This is a genomic window from Bradyrhizobium sp. HKCCYLRH1030 (genome assembly GCF_051168395.1).
Classification (GTDB): Bacteria; Pseudomonadota; Alphaproteobacteria; order Rhizobiales; family Xanthobacteraceae; genus Bradyrhizobium.
Genome location: NZ_JBNPUY010000003.1, coordinates 579,931 through 598,938 on the forward strand (window position 1 = coordinate 579,931; position 19,008 = coordinate 598,938).

The 19,008-nt window shown below is 66.1% G+C and carries 21 protein-coding genes and 1 riboswitch; of the genes, 10 read left to right on the forward strand and 11 right to left on the reverse strand.

The annotated features are described in order from the left end of the window. Positions 1-46: 46 nt before the first annotated feature. Together ACQR1E_RS12825 and ACQR1E_RS12830 are read right to left on the reverse strand one after the other, a co-directional pair. Positions 47-676, reverse strand: a complete 630-nt coding sequence (locus ACQR1E_RS12825) for a DUF1007 family protein (protein WP_434842237.1) — start codon at positions 674-676, stop codon at positions 47-49. 449 nt (positions 677-1,125) lie between these two features. Next, positions 1,126-1,632, reverse strand: a complete 507-nt coding sequence (locus tag ACQR1E_RS12830; protein WP_315828441.1) for a hypothetical protein — start codon at positions 1,630-1,632, stop codon at positions 1,126-1,128. A gap of 881 nt (positions 1,633-2,513) precedes the next feature. Here ACQR1E_RS12830 and ACQR1E_RS12835 point away from each other — a divergent pair. Further along, on the forward strand, positions 2,514-2,903 hold the full coding sequence (locus ACQR1E_RS12835) for a DUF1236 domain-containing protein (protein WP_315718467.1): 390 nt from the start codon (positions 2,514-2,516) through the stop codon (positions 2,901-2,903). A gap of 52 nt (positions 2,904-2,955) precedes the next feature. Here the strand turns inward: ACQR1E_RS12835 and ACQR1E_RS12840 are convergent, their stop codons facing one another. The 3 genes from ACQR1E_RS12840 to ACQR1E_RS12850 all read right to left on the reverse strand — a co-directional run bounded on the left by ACQR1E_RS12840 (position 2,956) and on the right by ACQR1E_RS12850 (position 4,587). Further along, positions 2,956-3,309, reverse strand: coding sequence for a VanZ family protein (locus tag ACQR1E_RS12840; RefSeq protein WP_315718418.1), 354 nt, complete (start codon positions 3,307-3,309; stop codon positions 2,956-2,958). Positions 3,310-3,439: 130 nt separating this feature from the next. After that, positions 3,440-4,039 (reverse strand): thiamine pyrophosphate-dependent enzyme, encoded by a 600-nt coding sequence (locus ACQR1E_RS12845; RefSeq protein ID WP_434842238.1) that lies wholly within the window; start codon positions 4,037-4,039, stop codon positions 3,440-3,442. Continuing rightward, the gene (locus ACQR1E_RS12850) at positions 4,036-4,587 is read right to left on the reverse strand and encodes a thiamine pyrophosphate-binding protein (RefSeq protein WP_316184497.1); all 552 of its coding nucleotides are present in this window, start codon (positions 4,585-4,587) and stop codon (positions 4,036-4,038) included. The genes ACQR1E_RS12845 and ACQR1E_RS12850 overlap by 4 nt, the downstream gene beginning before the upstream one ends. A 151-nt stretch (positions 4,588-4,738) precedes the next feature. Between ACQR1E_RS12850 and ACQR1E_RS12855 the strand changes: the two genes are divergently transcribed. Together ACQR1E_RS12855 and ACQR1E_RS12860 are read left to right on the forward strand one after the other, a co-directional pair. Continuing rightward, positions 4,739-5,788 (forward strand): hydroxyacid dehydrogenase, encoded by a 1,050-nt coding sequence (locus ACQR1E_RS12855; protein WP_434897116.1) that lies wholly within the window; start codon positions 4,739-4,741, stop codon positions 5,786-5,788. Positions 5,789-6,219: 431 nt separating this feature from the next. Next, complete coding sequence (locus ACQR1E_RS12860; protein ID WP_315754543.1) at positions 6,220-6,432, forward strand: hypothetical protein; 213 nt, start codon at positions 6,220-6,222, stop codon at positions 6,430-6,432. A 9-nt stretch (positions 6,433-6,441) separates the two neighbouring features. Here ACQR1E_RS12860 and ACQR1E_RS12865 read toward each other — a convergent pair whose 3' ends face one another. Together ACQR1E_RS12865 and ACQR1E_RS12870 are read right to left on the reverse strand one after the other, a co-directional pair. Then, entirely contained in the window at positions 6,442-7,014 is a 573-nt protein-coding gene (locus tag ACQR1E_RS12865) for a GNAT family N-acetyltransferase (protein WP_315828438.1), read from the reverse strand. Positions 7,015-7,022: 8 nt separating this feature from the next. Further along, positions 7,023-9,380 (reverse strand): Orn/Lys/Arg decarboxylase N-terminal domain-containing protein, encoded by a 2,358-nt coding sequence (locus tag ACQR1E_RS12870; RefSeq protein ID WP_315718424.1) that lies wholly within the window; start codon positions 9,378-9,380, stop codon positions 7,023-7,025. Positions 9,381-9,522: 142 nt separating this feature from the next. Here ACQR1E_RS12870 and cobT point away from each other — a divergent pair, with 142 nt between their 5' ends. From cobT to ACQR1E_RS12885, 3 genes are read left to right on the forward strand one after another with little or no spacing between them, the layout of a single operon-like run. Beyond that, complete coding sequence (cobT, locus tag ACQR1E_RS12875) at positions 9,523-10,578, forward strand: nicotinate-nucleotide--dimethylbenzimidazole phosphoribosyltransferase (RefSeq protein ID WP_434897141.1); 1,056 nt, start codon at positions 9,523-9,525, stop codon at positions 10,576-10,578. Next, positions 10,578-11,171, forward strand: a complete 594-nt coding sequence (locus ACQR1E_RS12880) for a histidine phosphatase family protein (protein WP_434897117.1) — start codon at positions 10,578-10,580, stop codon at positions 11,169-11,171. The genes cobT and ACQR1E_RS12880 overlap by 1 nt, the downstream gene beginning before the upstream one ends. Further along, positions 11,168-11,887, forward strand: a complete 720-nt coding sequence (locus tag ACQR1E_RS12885; protein WP_315754536.1) for an adenosylcobinamide-GDP ribazoletransferase — start codon at positions 11,168-11,170, stop codon at positions 11,885-11,887. Before ACQR1E_RS12880 ends, ACQR1E_RS12885 begins: the two co-directional genes overlap by 4 nt. Here ACQR1E_RS12885 and cobD read toward each other — a convergent pair. After that, positions 11,884-12,915, reverse strand: coding sequence for a threonine-phosphate decarboxylase CobD (gene cobD, locus ACQR1E_RS12890; protein ID WP_316171916.1), 1,032 nt, complete (start codon positions 12,913-12,915; stop codon positions 11,884-11,886). The two genes, ACQR1E_RS12885 and cobD, sit on opposite strands and share 4 nt — an antisense overlap. Positions 12,916-12,952: 37 nt before the next feature. Between cobD and cbiB the strand changes: the two genes are divergently transcribed. Beyond that, positions 12,953-13,924: an adenosylcobinamide-phosphate synthase CbiB gene (cbiB, locus tag ACQR1E_RS12895; RefSeq protein ID WP_316187429.1), complete on the forward strand. Its 972-nt coding sequence runs from the start codon at positions 12,953-12,955 to the stop codon at positions 13,922-13,924. On the opposite strand, the gene ACQR1E_RS12900 is transcribed toward cbiB, so the two are convergent. Genes ACQR1E_RS12900 through cobU form a run of 3 tightly spaced genes read right to left on the reverse strand, consistent with a single transcriptional unit; the run spans position 13,911 to position 16,570 of the window. Further along, complete coding sequence (locus ACQR1E_RS12900; protein WP_316187426.1) at positions 13,911-15,404, reverse strand: cobyric acid synthase; 1,494 nt, start codon at positions 15,402-15,404, stop codon at positions 13,911-13,913. The genes cbiB and ACQR1E_RS12900 overlap by 14 nt on opposite strands. Positions 15,405-15,408: 4 nt before the next feature. Beyond that, positions 15,409-16,017: a cob(I)yrinic acid a,c-diamide adenosyltransferase gene (cobO, locus tag ACQR1E_RS12905; RefSeq protein ID WP_315718430.1), complete on the reverse strand. Its 609-nt coding sequence runs from the start codon at positions 16,015-16,017 to the stop codon at positions 15,409-15,411. Positions 16,018-16,033: 16 nt separating this feature from the next. Beyond that, complete coding sequence (gene cobU / locus ACQR1E_RS12910) at positions 16,034-16,570, reverse strand: bifunctional adenosylcobinamide kinase/adenosylcobinamide-phosphate guanylyltransferase (RefSeq protein WP_315754529.1); 537 nt, start codon at positions 16,568-16,570, stop codon at positions 16,034-16,036. A 34-nt stretch (positions 16,571-16,604) separates the two neighbouring features. After that, positions 16,605-16,797: riboswitch (cobalamin riboswitch) on the forward strand. A gap of 119 nt (positions 16,798-16,916) precedes the next feature. Between cobU and ACQR1E_RS12915 the strand changes: the two genes are divergently transcribed. Genes ACQR1E_RS12915 through cobW form a run of 3 tightly spaced genes read left to right on the forward strand, consistent with a single transcriptional unit; the run spans position 16,917 to position 19,006 of the window. Continuing rightward, positions 16,917-17,549 (forward strand): HupE/UreJ family protein, encoded by a 633-nt coding sequence (locus ACQR1E_RS12915; protein WP_315828430.1) that lies wholly within the window; start codon positions 16,917-16,919, stop codon positions 17,547-17,549. Between the two features lie 3 nt (positions 17,550-17,552). Further along, positions 17,553-17,948 (forward strand): DUF1636 domain-containing protein, encoded by a 396-nt coding sequence (locus ACQR1E_RS12920; RefSeq protein WP_315718433.1) that lies wholly within the window; start codon positions 17,553-17,555, stop codon positions 17,946-17,948. A gap of 20 nt (positions 17,949-17,968) precedes the next feature. Further along, positions 17,969-19,006: a cobalamin biosynthesis protein CobW gene (gene cobW, locus ACQR1E_RS12925; RefSeq protein WP_315718434.1), complete on the forward strand. Its 1,038-nt coding sequence runs from the start codon at positions 17,969-17,971 to the stop codon at positions 19,004-19,006. Positions 19,007-19,008 lie beyond the last annotated feature (2 nt).

Below are 19,008 nucleotides of genomic sequence, written 5' to 3' on the forward strand. Positions count from 1 at the left end.
GAGCCCGGAGCGTATTATGAGCAGCGGCGGGTGCGAACGAGCGTCATCAAGGGCATTCGACCATGATCTTATTCTCGAACAGCAGGCCGACACGGACGTTCGCGCCGCCCTCCTTGAAGGAATCCTCGCTCGCACCCTGTGCCATCTTGCGGTCGCGATCGTTACCAATTGGCTTAGCTATCCACGCCTCGCAGTCGGCGGGGGCGCCCACGAGCTTGACCGGATGGTCCTTTGCCATCTGGAAATCGATGAAATACGAAGGATCAACTATCTCTAGAAGGAGACTTTTCGACTTCACAGGCGTCTTCAGCGGCAGCGTGAAATGGAGAGTCAGGCGGTCGCCCGCGTAGTCGAAGAAATAATCGATTGGCGCTTCAAACGTGAGCTTTCCGTTAGCCTTTAGAGATGTGAAATAGCTATGTTCCTTCAGCGCTTCGATGTTGATTTTCGCCAACGGCTGCAACTCTTCGCGGGTATAAACGCCATTGGTCTTGGTCTCCATGCCCAGCAGCGCATGGTTCGAAAAGTTATCGTCGAAGGTCCACGCGTGTCGTACGCCGGTGACGAAGCCGTCGGCCGCATAGACCAGCTCGCTTGTCGAGGTGACCCAAACATGCGGATGCGCCTCGGCCGCTCTGTCGCCAACCAGCAGCACACCGGTGAGCAGCGCAACCACGACCGATAAGACGTCCCTAGGCAGCCGCACGTTAGAGCTCCGAAAATGTTGAATACGACCGGTCCATCGGAGGCACCAACCGTTCTCTATCATATTGCGCTGCCGATGTCGCCGATGGGTCAAAACGCGCCCTCCACGCGCCCGACCGCTTGCTTCCGATTCGACCCTAACAACGGACCTCCCCCGCAGACGGGAAGGTCCGACATGGTCCGAAGCAGACATGGCAGCTTCACGAGTGAGCCCGTAATATCGCCGACAAAACGCAAGCTGCCGTTGAGGCGTAGAGCCGTCAAAATCACCGGCGTGTTTACAGTCCTCTAGCAATTCAAGACGCGGCTCGGCTTCAGAGTCGGGGTTTGAATCCGAGAACTCTTGGGTGGCCTCGAGCCCGGCCACTGCGGGATCGCCTCGTCATGGTGACCCGGCGCAGCATCATCCGTGGGCATTGGCTACCGTGGCTGGCCTCGTCCACCTTCCACATCGGTGGTGCAGGGCCGATACAGCGCTTGGAGTTGCCGGCCGCGGAGGTAGATCGCGCGCGCGGTCATGCCGCCGTGCCGCGTAATCCATTGCCTGACTGCGGGTGGGTAACGATCATAGAGCATCTGCGTGGCTTCAGGGTTGGGAATAGCCTTCCCATCGGGCCCAGGATTGTCGGCGACCCTGAAGCCGAATACGGCTCTTGGGGTCACGCAGATGCTGTCGTGGGGAATGTACGCCAGCACGAGCGTGCAGGCGCCGGCGCAGATCCCGTCGATGATGACGGACGCGCCGAAGTCGCGTAAAACTTTGAACCTGTCGATATAGTTTCCAATCCGTCCGCCCTGATCAAAAACAATGCGCACGGCAGCATGACTCGGTTGCATGCTCCCAAGCATGAACGCCGCGACCAGCGTCACCCTCACCAGCCTCATCTGTCCATCATCCGATCGACCGAACTCCATCGCCTTGCGCAATAACGGCTGCCGGTTCCACTTTGGTCAAGAGCTGTCTGCTGACCATTCCAAGATTTGCTCCGATGTGGCCTCCAGCGCGGACATCGCCGCCATCGACCGGGAAGGTCGTGACGAGCCAGAAGCGATCCGAAGGACAAGGGTTGCACGCGCTCGTCGGGCAAATCAGTCTGGGCACTTTGTGCTCACGTGGTTGAAACGAGCGCCGCCAGGGCTACGACACGCCGCATCGGACGAATCGAATTCGTCCACGAAATCAAGCTGATCTCGCGCACATCGCTGCGACGCCAAGAAATTGCTTTCCATTTTTCAGAAATCGTGCATGATGTGCGCATCCTGTCTCGCCGAGAGGGACGTTGCGCGCGATCGTCACGACACGTGGGGCAGGGATGCGGTGGCCGTGAGGTGTCGCAGCATGTGCTTGCGCATGCGGACGAACGACACATCACGGACGCGAAGTCGTGTGGTCCTGGCCTCCCGGTGCCGAGGTCAAGCGCGCGACGAGAGCTTAGCTCTCGCGCGAGCGACGGGGTCAATCAGCCGGTCCCCGAGGAGAGCGCGAAAGAAGCGTTAAGACCGCCGCGCAGGGAATGCCGGTTGATCGGCTTTGCCTGTGGTACCTGCCGCCTGCATTTTTTTCAGCAGGCGGGCCATGGGTGAGGCCTTCACCCGGCATTCCCTGCGCCCTCTCGATGTCATCGGAGGGCGATCGATCGCAGGACTCGGGCGTGATCCGCCGCGAGCGATGGTGAAGAGTTCGAGGCTTGGTTCCCTTGGCATGATGGTTCCCTTGGCATGATGAAGTTTCGGCCATTTGGAACCGGAACTGCAGGCGATCCCTTGGTGTTGAACGGCATCTCGAAAGCACTGGAGGAGAGACAATGATGAGAACCCGTCTTGCCGTTTCGCTGATCGCCACCTCGCTGCTGGCGTCGACCGCTGCGTTCGCCCAGTCCACGACCGTCGAAGGTGCCGCCAATGGTGCTGCGGCCGGCGGCGCCGTTGCCGGTCCGGTCGGCGCCATGGTTGGTGGCACGGTCGGCGCCGCCGTCGGTGCGGGCCTGGAGATTCCGAACGCGGTCATCAACTCGATCGAGGCCGAGCGCGCGCCGTCGGTGGTCGTCCATGAGCGTGTCGTGGTCGGCGAGCCGCTGCCCGCCACCGTCGAACTGCGTCCGGTACCGCGCTACACCGAGTATCGCTATGCCGTCGTGAACGATCGCCGCGTGATCGTCGATCCGCGCACCCGCCGCGTCATCAAGATCATCGAGTGATCTGACATTCTGACAGGCAGGGGCCTCGTCGCATCAGCGGCGGGGCCTCTTGTCATGCGGTTTGCGTGCGGATCTGTCGGATGAGCCAGTCGATGGCCGCGGACAGGCCGAATCCGATGCAGGCGGTCGCGGCGTCGACGACGAAGTCTTCCAGCCGTGCGTGACGCCCTGGCGCCAGGAACTGCGCGAGTTCGAGTGCACCGATCAGGATCACCGCAATCCCGGTGGTCAGCAGCCGATGACTGCGATAGGCGAGGCCGAACGCAAGGCCGATCAGGATGAAGGCGAGGGCGTGTTCGCCGTCCTGTCCAAGCTGCGAATGGGGCCTATAGCTGGGCGGGCCCAGCGTTGCGAAGGCAACGGCTGCGGCGAGCAGCCAGGCCGAGAGGCGGATCGCGATCTTCATGGACGCTGCTTAGCACGTTCCGGGCCACGAACCGGGGTCACGGTCGCTTGAGGCACCGGTTTAGTTAATGTGGCTCGGAAGCCGGAACATGGCCTTCTCATCGTACCGCGAACAGCTTTCGTCCGGCGCCTCAGATCGGCTGCCGGACTCCCAGACCCTGCATGAAGCGCTCGCGGATCTGCGCCGGATCGCGCCTGGTGGCGCCCACACCGGGCTTGTCGTCGATCTTCGCCGCAATCAGCACCGGGCCGGGCGCCTCGAACGTAACAGCGATCAAGCGTTCGAAATCTTCCTCGTCTGCGGCCCAATGGCTGGCGCCAATGCCGCAGCCGGCGGCAATGGCGACGATGTCGGCGTTCCGGGCCGGCGTCGGCTGGTTTCCGGTGATCTGGTAGACGCCATTGTCCATGACGATGATGGCCAAATTCTTCGGCGCCAGCGTCGCAATCGTGGTCAGGCAGCCGAGCTGCATCAGCAGCGAGCCGTCGCCCTCGAGCGCGAACACCCGGCGCTGCGGCTGCGCCAGGGCGACGCCGAGCGCGATCGGGCAGGCAAGCCCCATGCTGCCGAGCATGTAGAAATTCTGCGGCCGCGGGCCCGCCGCCCACAGATCGAAATTGGTGTTGCCGATGCCGCCGATGACAGCTTCCTCGTGCTTGAGTTTCGCGACCAGCCGGCAGGTGAGGTCGGTGCGGTTCATGACCTTGGTGTTGCTGATGGTCGCGCTCATGCGAACACCTTTCCGCCGGTCAGCAGCGGCGACAGGATGAGCGCCACCGGCGCCTGTGTCGCCACCGCCTGCTTGATCGAGCGGTCCATGATGAATTCGAGCTCGTCGAGGCGCGTCATGGTGTGATGCTCCATCGCCAGCGCATCGAGCACCGGGCGCATGGTCCGGCACACCAGCGACTGGCCGTAGTTGAATTCGCCGAGCGTGCCACGCTCGGACACGATCATGATCAGCGGGATCTGGCAGGGCACGACCAGCGAGGCCAGCACGTTGGGCAAGGTCGCGAAGCCCGATGTCTGCATCAGGAGCGCGCCGCGGCGCCCGCCCATCCAGGCGCCTGCGAGAATGCCGACCGCTTCCTCCTCGCGCGCCGTCGCAAACGTCGTGAAGAACGGATCGTCGTGCAGGCTGTGGATCAGCGGCGTCAGGACGCGGTCGGGAACGTAGGGGATGAGGTCGACGGCGTTGCGCTTGAAGGTCTGCAGCACGATCTCGTGCCAATTCGGCACGGTGCTTGCGGATCGCGCCGCATCGGCATCGGCGGCCATTGCTGTTCCTCCGGTCGTCCCTGATGGGGGGCGCTGTTTGGCGCTGAGCTTGACGGCACCGGGACGATTGTCAACATGCCGGCCCGGCCGGTCAGGCGTCCGCCTTTCAAGTCCGACATCAAGAACCAAGACACCAGGAGGTCGCCTGTTCATGGCCGCGAATTCCAAGCGCGTCTTCTACGTCAAATATCTGGCCCACCCGATCTTCAGCGAGCTGCTCGCCGCACGCCCCGACGTCCGGCTCGACCGGCTGGAGAACGAGAGCTCCGAGGCCGAGACGGCGCCGATCCTCGCGGCGGCTCACGCCTACCAGATCGGGGCGGCCCGCGACGAGCTCGCGCCGCGCTTCCATGTCGATGCAGACCTGCTGCGCCGCGCCCCAAACCTCCTCGTCGTGTCGAGCAACGGGGCCGGATACGACCCGGTCGACGTCGACGCCTGCACCGGGGCCGGCGTCCTCGTCGTGAACCAGTCCGGCGGCAACGCGCATTCGGTGGCCGAGCACACGCTCGGCATGATGCTGACCCTGTCGAAGCGCATCATCCAGTCCGACCGCCGGCTGCGCCGGGAGCGCGACGTCAACCGCAACGATCTGATCGGCAACGAGGTGCAGGGGCGGACGATCGGCATCGTCGGGCTTGGCCATGTCGGCCGCCGGGTTGCCGAGCTGTGCCGCGGCCTCCTCGGCATGACGGTGCTGGCCTATGACCCGTATCTCTCGCCGGAGGAGATCGCGGCACGCGGCGCGGAGAAGGTGGAACTCGATGACCTGATGCGGCGCTCTGATTTCGTCTCGATCAACTGCCCGCTGACGAGGGAGAGCCGGGGCATGATCGGTGCCCGCGAGTTCGCACTGATGCAGCCGAGCGCCTATTTCGTCACCACCGCCCGCGGCTTCATCCATGACGAGGAGGCGCTGTTCACCGCCCTCAGCGAAAAGCGCATCGCCGGCGCCGGCCTCGACGTCTGGGCCAAGGAGCCGCCGCCGCCGGACCATCCGCTGCTCCAATTCGACAACGTGCTGGCGAGTCCCCATACGGCCGGCGTGACTCGCGAGGCGCGGCAGAACATGGGCCGGATCGCCGCCGAGCAACTGCTCGCCGCGCTCGACGGCGGGCGGCCGCCGCGCCTCATCAACCCCGAGGCCTGGCCGCGCTACAGCGCCCGTTTCCGCGAGGCATTCGGAGTGACACCCGCCTAGCCGGGAGAGAGGAATTGCGAGGAGAAGATTTCATGCGTCGCAAGCCGCGAGGTGGCAACAAATCTTCTCTCCCGGGCGGCTTCCGCGAAGCGGACATTGCTATTTTCCGAGCTGTCTCGACAGCACGATGGAGGCTGATCATTTTTCCTGTGGCGCCATGAGCTTAGGCCACGTTTTTCGCTCGGCGCGGAAGGGAAGTTGGTCCGATGCGCAGGCTGAACGCGATCCTGAAGTCGACCCACGGCCGCGTCCGTCGCGCCGTCTCGCAGTTCGTCGCAATTGCCGCCGCGAGCCTGCCTTCGGTCGGCGCCTGAGCGCCGGTTCCACGAGCTGCGTCAAATATTTGCATCGACCGCTTGATATCGGTCAACAGCGAGCTGGGAAGCGCGGTAACATCACCTCCGAGCACTCCGTGAGAGACAGGAGGTTGCATGTCGCGCTATGTCATCCATTTCATGAAGGACGTGCTGGGCGAGAACGGCCGCCAGTGCGAGATTTGCCAGAGCACGCTGGAGGTTGAGGCCGAGAGCGAAGGCGAAGCCGCAGAGATCGCAAAGTCCCGGTTCTGCGAACAGCAGGAGCTGCGCGACTGGTCGCTGCATGCCGACCGCATCGAGGTGAAGGCGGCCGACTTTCCCTCCTGACCCTGCGGCTCAGCGGCGCAGCCCAGCCGGTGCGTCGCTGGCCCCGGGGCCCAGCGAGCGCTGCACCATCACGGTGTCGCACCAGCGGCCGTAACGGTAGGCGACGCCCGGAAGCAGCCCCACCCTGGCGAACCCGAAGCGCTCATGAATGCCGAGCGAGGCGACGTTGTCGGCGTCGATATAGCCGATCATCTGGCGATATCCGGCCGCTGCGGAAGCATCGATCAGCGCCTGCATCAGCAGCCGGCCGACACCACGGCCGAGATGCTCATGGTGGACATAGATCGAATGCTTGACCGCGAACCGATAGGCTGGCCGCTTCCTGAACAGGACGACATAGGCATAGCCCACGACCTCGCCGCGGAATGTCGCGACCAGATGTGGCAGCCGATGATTGCGCAGATTCTTGCGCCGCTGCTTGAGATCGTCCGGCTCGGGCGCCCCGGAACCGGCGGCGCTGTCCTCGACCCCGCGGCGGACGTGCCGCCGGTAGATCGAGAGCATGGCCTCGACATCTTCGTCGCGTGACGGCCTGACGAGGACCGGCGGCTCGGTCTCGCGAGCCGTGATCGCGCTGTCCATGGTTCGAATTACTCTGCGCAGACATAGGTATGGAGCCGGATCCGGCCGGACTCGTCGAGCTCCTTGTACAGCCCCTGGATCTCGACGTCGAAACCGGGATAGGCGTTGAACGCCCGCTCGAACATCTTGAGGTAATCGATCATCGGCTGGGCGCGTTCGGACAGCCGTTCGCCCGGAACGATGGTGGCGATGCCCGGCGGATAGACCACGAACGGCGTCGTCGCGATGCGCCCGGCGATCTGGTCGATCGGCAGGTAGTCGACCTCGTTTCGCATCAACGCACGCGCCGCCTCGCGCGGCGACATCGCGATCTCAGGCAAGTGCTGCGGCTGGAACTGCTTCGCCTGCAGCGCGCTCACCTCGGCCTCGCGGTAGAAGCGGTGCATCTCGGCGCAGAGGTCGCGCAGCCGCAGCTTGCCGTAACGCGCAAAGCGCTTGCGGGTGAACTCCGGAATGGCGTCCTCCAGCAGCACGTTGTCGTCGTGGAGCCGCTTGAAGGCGACCAGACCGCTGATCAGGGTTCCGGCCTTGCTCGCCTCGACCCCCGGCGTCAGCAGGAAGAGCAGCGAGTTGAGGTCGTTCTTCTCCGCCACGATGCGGTTCTCGCGCAGATATTGCGCGACGATCGGAGCCGGGATGCCGTGCTCGGCATAGCCGCCGGTGGCGCGATCGAACCCCGGGGTCAGCAGGGTCAGCTTGTTGGGGTCGGTCATGGTGAAGCCAGCGGCGAGATCCGGAAAGCCGTGCCATGCCGCTCCGGGCGCGAGCTGCCACAGCGCGGCATCGGTCGCGAGCTGGTCGGTCGAGAGCGCCTCCCAGGCCACGTCGTGGCTAGCCCCGGGATTGGCCGCATCGGGGATCGATACGCGATCCGGAACGAATGGCTCGAAGAACCAGCGCCGCGCCGGATCCTTCTCCTTCTCCTCGAATTCGCGGCGCATCGCCCGGATCTTCTTGCGCAACTCGATGCCAAGCCGGATCGTGTCGTCCCACAGGACCTCGCCGGAGCGGCCCTTCATCATCTGCGCGCCGACGTCCAGCGAGGCGAACAGCGGGTAGAACGGCGATGTCGAGGCGTGCTGCATGAAGCTTTCGTTGAAGCGGCGATGCTCGATCCGCCGCCGCTGCCCCTTGATGTGGCGGTCCTTGACGTGGATCTGCGATGCCTGGGAGAAGCTCGCGAGCTGCTTGTGGGTCGATTGCGTGGCGATGATGCCGGGAGCGTCGGGCCCGAGATCGCCCAGGCCCATGGCGAAGCGGCCGGCGTAAAGCGGGTGGAATTTCATGAAGCCCGCCCAGGCCTCGTCGAACATGATGTAGTCGCAGAGGTGCCCGATCCGCTTCAGGATCATCTCGGCGCTGTGGATCGTGCCGTCATAGGTGCACTGCTCGACCACTGCGACGCGGAATGGGCGTGGCTTGCGCCAGGCGTCGGGGTCCCTGACCAGCGGGTTGTCGCGGATCTGTTGCCGGAGGTGCTCCTCATCGAGCAGATCCCAGCGCATCGGGCCGATCAGGCCCCAGGGGTTGCGAACCGTTGGGACGTAGATCGGGACGCCGCCGGAGATCAGCAGCGCGCCGTGATGGGCGGCCTTGTGGTTGTTGCGGTCGAACAGCACGAGGTCGCCGTCGGTGACCAGGGCCCCGAGCACGACCTTGTTGGAGGTCGAGGTACCGTTGAGGACGAAATAGGTCTTCTCGGCGCCAAAGATCTGCGCCGCTTCCTTCTGCGCGCGCAGCGCCGGCCCCTCATGGGTCAGGAGATCGCCGAGATCGAGCACGGAATTGTCGAGGTCGTCGCGGAACACGGCCTCGCCGAGATGCTCGACGAACACCCGGCCGATCGGGCTGCGACTGTAGAACACGCCGCCATTGTGGCCGGGGCAGGTCCAGAGCTGGTTGCCTTCCTCGGCGTAGTCGACCAGCGCGCCGAAGAATGGCGTCTTCAGTGTCTCGGCATATTGCTTCAGCCGGCTGACCAGGTTCTTGGCGATGAAGGCGGGAGTCTCCTCCGACAGGAAGACGTATCCGTCGATGAAGTCGAGCACCTCGACCGGCAGATCCTCGAACCGCTTGCGGCGGATCAGGAGGATGATCGGGAAGTCCAGTCCGCGACGGCGCATCAGGTTGATCAGCGACGCCGTCTTGCCTTCCAGGCCCTTCTTGCCCCAATCGACGACCATGCAGCCGATCGCGGCATCCGTCTGCACGGCGATCTCGGCGTCCTCCAGCTTGCGGGCGCGCACCACCTCGAAGCCCGAGCGCTGGATCTCCTCGATGATCTGGTTGAAGCGGACGCCCGCAAGGTCGTCGGTCTCGAACACGGGAGCGGCGAACAGGAAGGTGAAGCGGCGGAAGTATTCCATGAGAGTCTTTCGGGCTGGGTGGCAGCCACCTGTCGTCACGTTCGATGACGGTTCGATGACAATAGGGCGCCTCACGGAGCTTGTCTCGGCCGCCTCGCGGTGGCAATCGTCCCGAACCCGAGTGATGCTGAAAGGATCCGTGGTGCTTCCCGAATGGATCAGCCTTGATTGTGTGACCCCGTCCGAGCTCCATCGGCAGGCGGCGCTGGAACGCCAGGCCCAGTTGACCAAGCCGATTGGTGCCCTTGGGCGATTGGAGCAGGTGGCGGTCGAGCTGGCGGCGCTGCAGGCGTTGGAGCGGCCGGGGGCCGATCGGGTCCCGGTGGTGCTGTTCGCGGGGGACCATGGCATCGCGGCGCGAGGCGTGTCGGCGTATCCGCCGGAAGTGACGGTGCAGATGCTGCACAACTTCGCGGCCGGTGGCGCGGCGATCTCGGTGCTGGTGCGCAGCCTGGGCTGTCCGCTCGAGGTGGTCGATGTCGGTACGCTGGCGGATGAGCCGGTGCCCGGTGTCGTCGTCGACAAGCCGCGGCGCGGCACGTGCGACTTCAGCACCGGGGCGGCGCTGACGCCGGAGGAGGTTGCGTTCGCGGCCGACGCCGGACGGCGCGCGGTGGCGCGGCAGGCCGATCACGCGCCGCAGCTCGTGATCTTCGGCGAGATGGGGATCGGCAACACGACGTCGGCGGCAGCGATCGCCGCTGCGCTGCTGTCATGCGCGCCCGCGGACATCGTCGGCAGCGGCACCGGGCTCGACGCCGACGGACGGGCGAGGAAGGCTGCGGTGATTGCCGATGCGTTGGGGCGACACGGGCTCACGGCGGGAGCGGCCGTCGCGGACGTCCTGGCTGCCGTCGGCGGCTTCGAGATCATTGCGATGGCCGGCGCGATCGTCGCCGCCGCGCAGCGGCGCTGGCCGGTGCTGGTCGACGGCTTCATCGTCTCGGTCGCGGCGCTGGTCGCCGTCCGCCTCAATCCCTCCTGCCGTCCGTGGCTGCTGTTCTCGCATCGCTCGGCCGAGCGCGGCCACGCCATCGTGCTCGACGCGCTCGGTGCCCGTCCGCTGATCGACCTCGATCTGCGGCTCGGCGAGGCCTCGGGCGCCGCCACTGCGCTGCCGATCATCCGGCTCGCCTGCGCACTCCACAACGGCATGGCGACGTTCGCCGAGGCCGCCGTATCGGGTCGCGAAGCCTGATGCGGATCGATCTGCTGCGGCACGGGACGACAGGACGGGACGGCCATCTCGACGGCCGTACCGACCCGCCGCTCAGCGACCTCGGCTGGGATCAATTCCGGCGGCAGACGCGGAGTCGGATCTGGCGCAGCGTCGTCAGCTCGCCGTTGGCGCGCGCACGTGCGGCAGCGGAGGATTATGCCCGGCTGACCGGCTGCGCGCTGGACATCGACGCGGATTGGAGCGAGCTCGATTTCGGCCTCTGGGACGGGCGGACGCATCGCGACATCGCCGCGGAGCCCGGAGGCGAAGCCTTGCTCGACACCTTCCATGCCGATGCTGAGGTCCGGGCGCCGGGCGGTGAGAGCTGGTCCGATTTGCAGGCGCGGGTGGCGCGCGCAACACATCGTATCCTTGCCCGGCCCGAGCCTGCGCCGGTTCTGGTGGTGGCGCATGGCGGCGCCATGCGCGCAGCGCTCTCGCATTTGCTCGGCTGGCCGCTGCGCCAGCTGTGGAGCCTGCGCATCCGGCCCGGCACGCGGATCACGCTCGAAGCCGGGCAGGGCGGTGATGGTGTATCTTGGGGCGAAATCGTCGAGATCATCCAGCCATGAGTCTGCGTGAATTCTGGATCGCATTGCAGTTCCTGACACGGCTGCCGACACCGCGGGTCGCTGAGTCGCGACCGGACGATCTTGCACGGGCGTCGGTCTGGTTTCCGGCAGCCGGACTGGTGATCGGCGCCTGTCTGGCGCTGGTCGGCCGCCTTTTTCATGATGCCGATCCCTGGATCGTCGCGCTGACCGTGCTGGTCGCCTGGATCGGGATCACCGGCGCGCTGCATCTCGATGGGCTCGGCGATGTCGCCGATGCGTTCGGCGCCTCGCATGGCAGGCCGGAACGCTTCATCGCCGTGCTGGGCGATCCCCATGCCGGCAGCTTTGCCGTCGTCGCGATCAGCTTGCAGATCGCCGCCAAGCTGGTGCTGATCGCCGAGCTGGCGACGGGCCCGACGGCCTGGGCGCTGGTGCTGATCCCGGCCTGGGCACGCTGGGGGACTTTGATCTGCAATAAGACCCTGCTGTCGTTGAAGCCAGGGCTGGGGGCGAGCATCTCGAACAGCGTCGGCTGGAACGTCATCGTCGCCTGGGGCGGCGCGCTCGCGATCGGCGCGCTGGCCGGTGCGGTGCCGACGCTGATCGCGATCGCTCTGGTTCCGGGAATCGCGTTCTATTGGCAATGGCGGCTCGGCGGCATCACCGGCGATTGCCACGGCGCCAGCATCGAGGTCACGGAAACGCTGCTGCTGGCCGCCTGCGTTCTCGGCTAGGACGCGCTGCCGAGCGCCTGCGCTAGCCGCTGCCAGCCTGTCTCATGGCCCGGCAGGCCGAAGCGCAGCCAGCTTGTTTGAGCCGGAAAACGCCGGACATGGATGCCATGGCGGGCGAGCCGCTCGGCAATGTCAGGCGCGCTCGGCGATGTGATCAGTCTGAACAGCGGCGTGCCGCCGAGGACCGCGCAGCCGGCCATGCTCAGAAGATCGTCAATGCGCGAACAATCCTTCGCGAGACGGGCGCGTGTCTGGTGCAACCAGTTTTCATCCGCCAACGCCGTCGTTCCGATCGCGAGCGCCGGTCCGGACACGGCCCAAGGCCCGAGCGCATCACGGAGTTGCCGTACAATGTCGACGGAGCCGATCGCGAAACCGAGGCGGACGCCGGCAAGGCCGTAAACCTTGCCGAACGAGCGCAGCACGATCGTCGCCGGCGGCAGGTCGGCTGCCAGGCTGGCATCGGCGGGATAAAGATCGATGAATGCTTCGTCGACGATCAGCAGACCATCGCGCCGGCGCAGCCCCGCTGCGATGCTGACCAGTGCGTCGCGCGGCAGCAGGCGGCCGGTCGGATTGTTGGGATTCACGACCACGGCGACATCGGCGCCAGCGAGCGCATCGAGATCATCGACCAGACTGACGCGATGACCGCAACGGCGCCAGCACAGCGCATGCTCCTCATAGGTCGGCGCGAGCACGGCGACGGTCGCGGGTGGGCGCAGTCTGGGCAGGATCTGCAAGAGCGCCTGCGTGCCGGGCGCGGCAACGATCATGTCGGGCTCTGCCACGCCATGGCGAGCCGCGGCCGCTGCGCGTAAAGCGTCATTCTCGTATTTGCCAGGCAGACGCGCCCAGCTCTCAGCCGGGATCGCCGGCACGGGATAGGGGATCGGGTTGATTCCGGTCGACAGATCGATCCACGGCGCTGGCGCATCCGGATAGCGACGGCTGATCGCAGCGAGATCGCCGCCGTGAAGGATCGCTTCCGGCTCGTCCGCGCGCATGCTAGTCGCTCTGTCGTCCATCTCTTTCCTTTACATGTCTTTCCTTCAGTGGAGATCGATGTTCGTCTCTCTCGCGCTCACGGCGCTCCTCGTCGAGGCGGCGGTCGGTTATCCCCAGGTCCTGGTGCAGCGGATCGGTCATCCCGTGATGTGGGTGGGCGCGCTGATAGCATGGGGGGACCGCCGCTGGAACAGGGCAGCAGACGGCTTTGCCGCACGACGCGCGCGCGGCATTGCGCTCGTGTGCCTGCTCGTCGCGGGGATGATGGCCACCGGTCTCGCCGCAACATGGGTCATGCAGGCGCTCGTCGGCGAACCGGTCGCAACCATCATCCTTGGTGTGGCGGCAAGCAGCCTGCTGGCCCAGCGCAGTCTCGACACGCATGTCGCCGCGGTTGCAGAGGGACTGGGGCAGGAGGGGCTCGAGGGCGGCCGCCGAGCCGTCTCGATGATCGTCGGCCGCGATCCCGAGCGGCTGGATGAGGCCGGCGTCGCGCGGGCCGCGATCGAGAGCCTGGCAGAAAACTTCTCCGATGGCGTCGTCGCACCCGTGTTCTGGCTCGTCGTCGGCGGGCTGCCGGGCATCCTGATCTACAAGGCTCTCAACACCGCCGACAGCATGATCGGTCATCTCTCGGACCGTCACCGCGCGTTCGGCTGGGCGGCGGCGCGGCTCGACGATCTCGTCAACCTGCCGGCCTCGCGCCTGTCCGCGCTGTGGATCGCAGCCGCCGCGGCCTGCATCCCGAGCGCCTCGGCTTCGGCCGCGGTGCGAGCCGTTGCACGCGATGCGTCGAAGCACCGTTCGCCCAACGCCGGCTGGCCGGAAGCGGCGATGGCCGGTGCGCTCGGACTGCGCTTGGCGGGGCCGCGCGTCTATCACGGTCATCTCGTCACCGATGCCTGGATGGGCGACGGGCGCGCCGATCTCGACGCGTCCGACATCCGGCAGGCCTTGCGGCTGTATCGGCTGGCCTGTCTGGTTCAAGCCCTGGTCGTCGCAGGACTCGTCCTGGTCAGGATCCTGTAGCCGCCACGGGCGGCGCGGGCTTGCTCGCCAATGCCAGGATACGGTCAACGTCGACGTAGCGCTCGAGATGCGCCGCGAGTGCATCCAACGTCGTGTCCACATCGATCTCATAGGAGAGGCCGCTGGTCGTCGCGCCGAGGCCGCGCAGCCAATGGCTGCGCAGGCCGTCGTCGGCGAACAGGCCATGCACGTAGCAGCCGGCTACCAGGCCATCAGGCGCGATGGCGCCATCGCGCCGGCCATCGGAGAAGGTCAGGAAGGGGCACTGTGTCGCCCGTCCCTCCGTGCGGCCGATGTGCATCTCGTAGCCGCGGAACGAGAGCTTATCGTGCGTCAGCGTGCCCTGGACCTCGCGTAACGCCTTGTCATCGGTCAGGGTCGTTTCGACGTCGAGCAGGCCAAGTCCCGCGACGGAACCAGCTGCACCCTCGTGCCCATCGGGATCGCTGATCACGCGCCCGAGCATCTGATAGCCGCCGCAGATGCCGAGCACGCGACCGCCGCGGCGAAGATGCGCGGCCAGATCGATGTCCCAGCCGGCGCCGCGCAGGGCGGCGAGATCGGCGATCGTCGCCTTCGAGCCCGGCAGGATCACCATCGATGCGTCGCCGGGGATCGGCGTGCCTGGCCGCAAGAACTGCAGATCGATTCCATCTTCCAGCCGCAACGGATCGAACTCGTCGAAATTGGAAATGCGCGGGTAGGCGAGGATGACGACCTTCGGCCGTTGTCCTCCCGATGATCCGCGTTCAGCCAGGCCAAGCGCGTCCTCCGCTGGCAGGCGGCGCGCATCCGGAAAATGCGGAATGAGCCCGAGCGATGTCCACCCCGTCCGCTGCGCGATCTCGTTCATGCCCGACGCAAACAAGGCGGGGTCGCCGCGAAACTTGTTGACGAGGAAACCTGCCACGCGCGCGGCATCGTCCGGCGGGATCACCGTCTTGGTGCCGACCAGGCTCGCAATCACGCCGCCCCGATCGATATCGCCGATCAGCACCACCGGAATCTGCGTCGCCTGCGCAAAGCCCATGTTGGCGATGTCGCCGCCGCGCAGGTTGATCTCGGAGGCGGAGCCTGCGCCTTCGACCAGCACGATGTCGGCATCCGCCGCGAGCTGATGGAAGCTGTCGAGCACGGCCGCCATCAGTTGCGGCTTCATCGCCTGATAGGCCGACGCCTTGGCGGTGCCGATGACGCGGCCCTGCACCACGACCTGCGACCCGATCTCGCTTTGTGGCTTCAGCAGCACCGGGTTCATGTGCACCGTCATCGGCCGCCGCGCCGCGCGCGCCTGCAGCGCCTGGGCACGGCCGATCTCGCCGCCATCAGCGGTGACGGCGGCGTTGTTCGACATGTTCTGCGGCTTGAACGGCGCCACCTTGAGGCCGCGCAATGTCAGCGCGCGCGCGAGCCCCGCGACGATCAGCGATTTGCCGACGTCGGAGCCGGTGCCCTGGAACATGATGGCCCGCGCGCTCATGAACTCAGTACTCGATGCCTTCCTGCGCCCTCACGCCGGCCGCGAAATGATGCTTCACGAGGTTCATCTCGGTGACGAGATCGGCGGCCTCGATTAGCTCCGGCTTGGCGTTGCGGCCGGTGACGACGACGTGCAGATCGGGACGGCGCCCTGCGAGCGTGGCGACGACGTCTGCGATATCAAGGTGATCGTAGCGCAGCGCGATGTTGAGCTCATCGAGGACGAGCAGCCGGATCGACGGATCCGCCATCAGCTCCTTAGCCTTCGCCCAGGCGCGCTCGGCCGCGGCGACGTCGCGCGCACGATCCTGCGTCTCCCACGTAAAGCCTTCCCCGAGCGTGTGCCACGACACCTGATCGCCGAACTTCTCGATCGCCTTGCGCTCGCCTGTTTCCCACGCACCTTTGCCGAACTGCACGACGCCGATGCGAAAGCCGCGGCCGAGTGCGCGCAGCATCAGGCCCCACGCCGCCGTCGATTTGCCCTTGCCCTTGCCGGTGTGAACGATCAGCAGGCCCTTCTCCACGGTCTTGGAGGCGACCTCGGCATCCTGCACCGCCTTGCGGTTCTCCATCTTCGCCTTGTGGCGTGAATCGTCGGCACTTCCGGTCATCGGCATTTTCTCCTGGTCACTTCAACGTCAGCGGCAGTCCCGCCGCCATCAGGATCACGCGATCCGCTAAGGCCGCGATGTCCTGGTTCAGTCGCCCCTGGGCATCGCGAAAGGCGCGCGCGAGCGCGTTGTCCGGCACGATGCCCAATCCGACTTCGTTGGACACGGCCACGATCGGGCCATGCGCGTTCCTGAGCGCGTCGATCAGCTCGGCACATCTGGCCGGCACGTTCATGTCGGCGAGCATCACGTTGCTGAGCCAGAGCGTCAGGCAATCGATCAGCATCGGTACGCCCGATTCTCCGCTTGCCCGGACGAGGCCCGCGAGATCATGCGCCGTCTCCAGCGTCTGCCATCCCTTGGCGCGGCGCGCCTTGTGCTGGGCGATCCGGTCGGTCATTTCGGCGTCGAACGCCTGCGCGGTTGCAACATAGGTCCAAGGCGCGGGAAGGGCGGTGACGAGGGCCTCGGCATGGCGGCTCTTGCCCGAGCGCGCACCGCCGAGCACCAGCGTCAGGCGCGGCAGGGCGGGATGCGGCGGGGCGGGGACCATGGGGACGATTCCGATTGACGGGCTTTGGTGCGACCCGTATCTAACAGATGACGGTTCTCCGAAAGGAGAGATTTAGGGAACACGGTGCGGGTTCTTGACCCAAGGCCGTGGCTGCCCCCGCAACTGTAATCGGCGAGTGTGAGGCCAAGACACCACTGGGAAACCGGGAAGGTGGCTTCATGCGGTGACCCGAGAGCCAGGAGACCTGCCGTCGACATTGCTGTTGGCCGACCCGTCGCGCGGGGAGTCGCGATGCTGGTTCTGATCCCGCCGGGATGGGCGGGGTGCCGTCGGATGCAGCGCATCGTCCGGTCCTCTGGGGAGCCGGCAAGCGACGGAGACGGCCATGAAGTTGACCCGTACCACGACCTTTGCAGCCGCGAGCCTGGTGCTGCTCGCCACCGATCCCGCCTTCGCGCATCACATGATGGGGGGCAAGCTGCCGCAGACGTTTGCGCAGGGGATGCTGTCCGGCCTCGGCCATCCTGTCATCGGAATCGACCATCTGGCGGCGATCGTGGGCGCGGGCATCGTTGCAGCGCTTCTGGGCCGCGGCTTCGCGCCGGTGCTCGCCTTCACCACCGCGATGATCGCGGGCGTCGGCCTTCATGTGGCCAAGGCCAACATCCCGGCTGCCGAGCTGCTGGTCGGCCTGACCACCGTCGTGGTTGGGCTGGTGGTGGTGATGCGTGGCCGTTTCGGTGTGCTGCCCGTCGCCGGCCTGTTCGCCGTGACCGGTCTCGTCCATGGATATGCGCTGGGCGAATCGATCGTCGGGGCCGAGAATACCCCGCTCGGGGCCTATCTCGTCGGTCTGCTCGTGATCCAGACCATCATCGCCGCCGGCGCGTTCCTCGGCACCAGGCTGCTGTCGGCAAAGGCCAAGACGGCTGCGCCGCTGGCGCTGCGGCTCGCGGGCGCTGCCATCGTGCTGGTGGGTGGGGTCGCCGCGGCGACGGCGGCCGGCGTGATCGGCTGATTGATGACCGCATCCGAGACTGGTGAGACGACGCTGTTCGTCTGCGTCACTTGCCGTTCGCAGGGGACGGAACCTACGCCGCCTGATCAGCCGCGGGCCGGAGCCCGTTTGCTCGCCGCGATCGAGACGTTGCCGACCGCGCAGCGCGCCGGTGTCACCGTTGTCGGTGTCGAGTGTCTGTCGAACTGCAATCGTGCGTGCACGGTTGCGGTGACGGCGCCGGGCAAATGGACCTATGTGCTCGGCGCGCTCGATCCGGATCTGCATGCGCGGGATGTGCTGACATTTGCGCAACTGCATCAGCGCCATGACGCCGGTCTGCCGGCCTGGCGCGAGCGTCCCGAATACATTCGCAAGAACACCGTCGCCCGCGTGCCTGCGCTGTCAGCGCCACGCTGAAAACGAGAGATCGCATCGCCATGACGAAGTCGTTCGCCAAGACGCCTTGCACCATCGTCACCGGTTTCCTCGGCGCCGGCAAGACCACGCTGGTGCGCAACCTGATCGAGACCGCGAACGGTCGCCGGCTCGCCATCATCGTCAACGAGTTCGGCGATGTCGGCATCGACGGCGACATCCTGAAGGGGTGCGGCGTGCCGGATTGTCCGGAGGATCGCATCGTCGAGCTGTCGAACGGCTGCCTGTGCTGCACCGTTGCCGATGATTTCGTCCCCGCGCTCAGGAGCCTGCTGGATCAGAAGGAGCCGCCTGAGCATATCGTGATCGAGACCTCGGGGCTGGCGCTGCCGAAGCCGCTGGTGCAGGCCTTCAACTGGCCCGAGATCGCGACGCGCGTCACCGTCGACGGCGTCGTTGCGGTCGTCGATGGTCCGGCGGTGGTCGCGGGACGCTTCGCCGATGATCCCGAAGCGCTCGCCGCGCAGCGCGCCACCGATGCGTCGCTCGATCACGACAATCCGCTGGAGGAGGTCTACGAGGACCAGCTGTTGTGCGCCGATCTCGTCGTGATGAACAAGAGCGACCTGATGAGCGAGGAGCAGCGCAAGGATGTCGCCGCCGAGATCGCGGCGAAGGTGCAGCGTGCCGTCAAGGTGATCGCGACGGAGCACGGCAGGCTGTCGGCTTCGGTGCTGCTCGGACTCGGTGCCGCCGCGGAGGACGATCTCGCGGCCCGGCCGTCGCATCACGACAACGAGGCCGAGCACGATCACGACGATTTCGAGAGTTTCGTGCTCGACGTTCCGGCGCAGGCTTCGCCCGATGCGCTCGTCGACCGCATCGCGGCCGCCGTCGACGCACATGATGTGTTGCGGGTGAAAGGGTTCGTGGAAGTCGCCGGCAAGCCGCTGCGCCTCCTGGTGCAGGCCGTCGGCAGCCGCATCCAGCATCAGTTCGAGCGCCCGTGGCGCTCGGGCGAATCGCGGCAGGGGCGGCTGGTGATCATCGGCGAGCGCGGCCTCGATGCCGCCGCCATCCAGAGCCTGATCACAGGATAGGC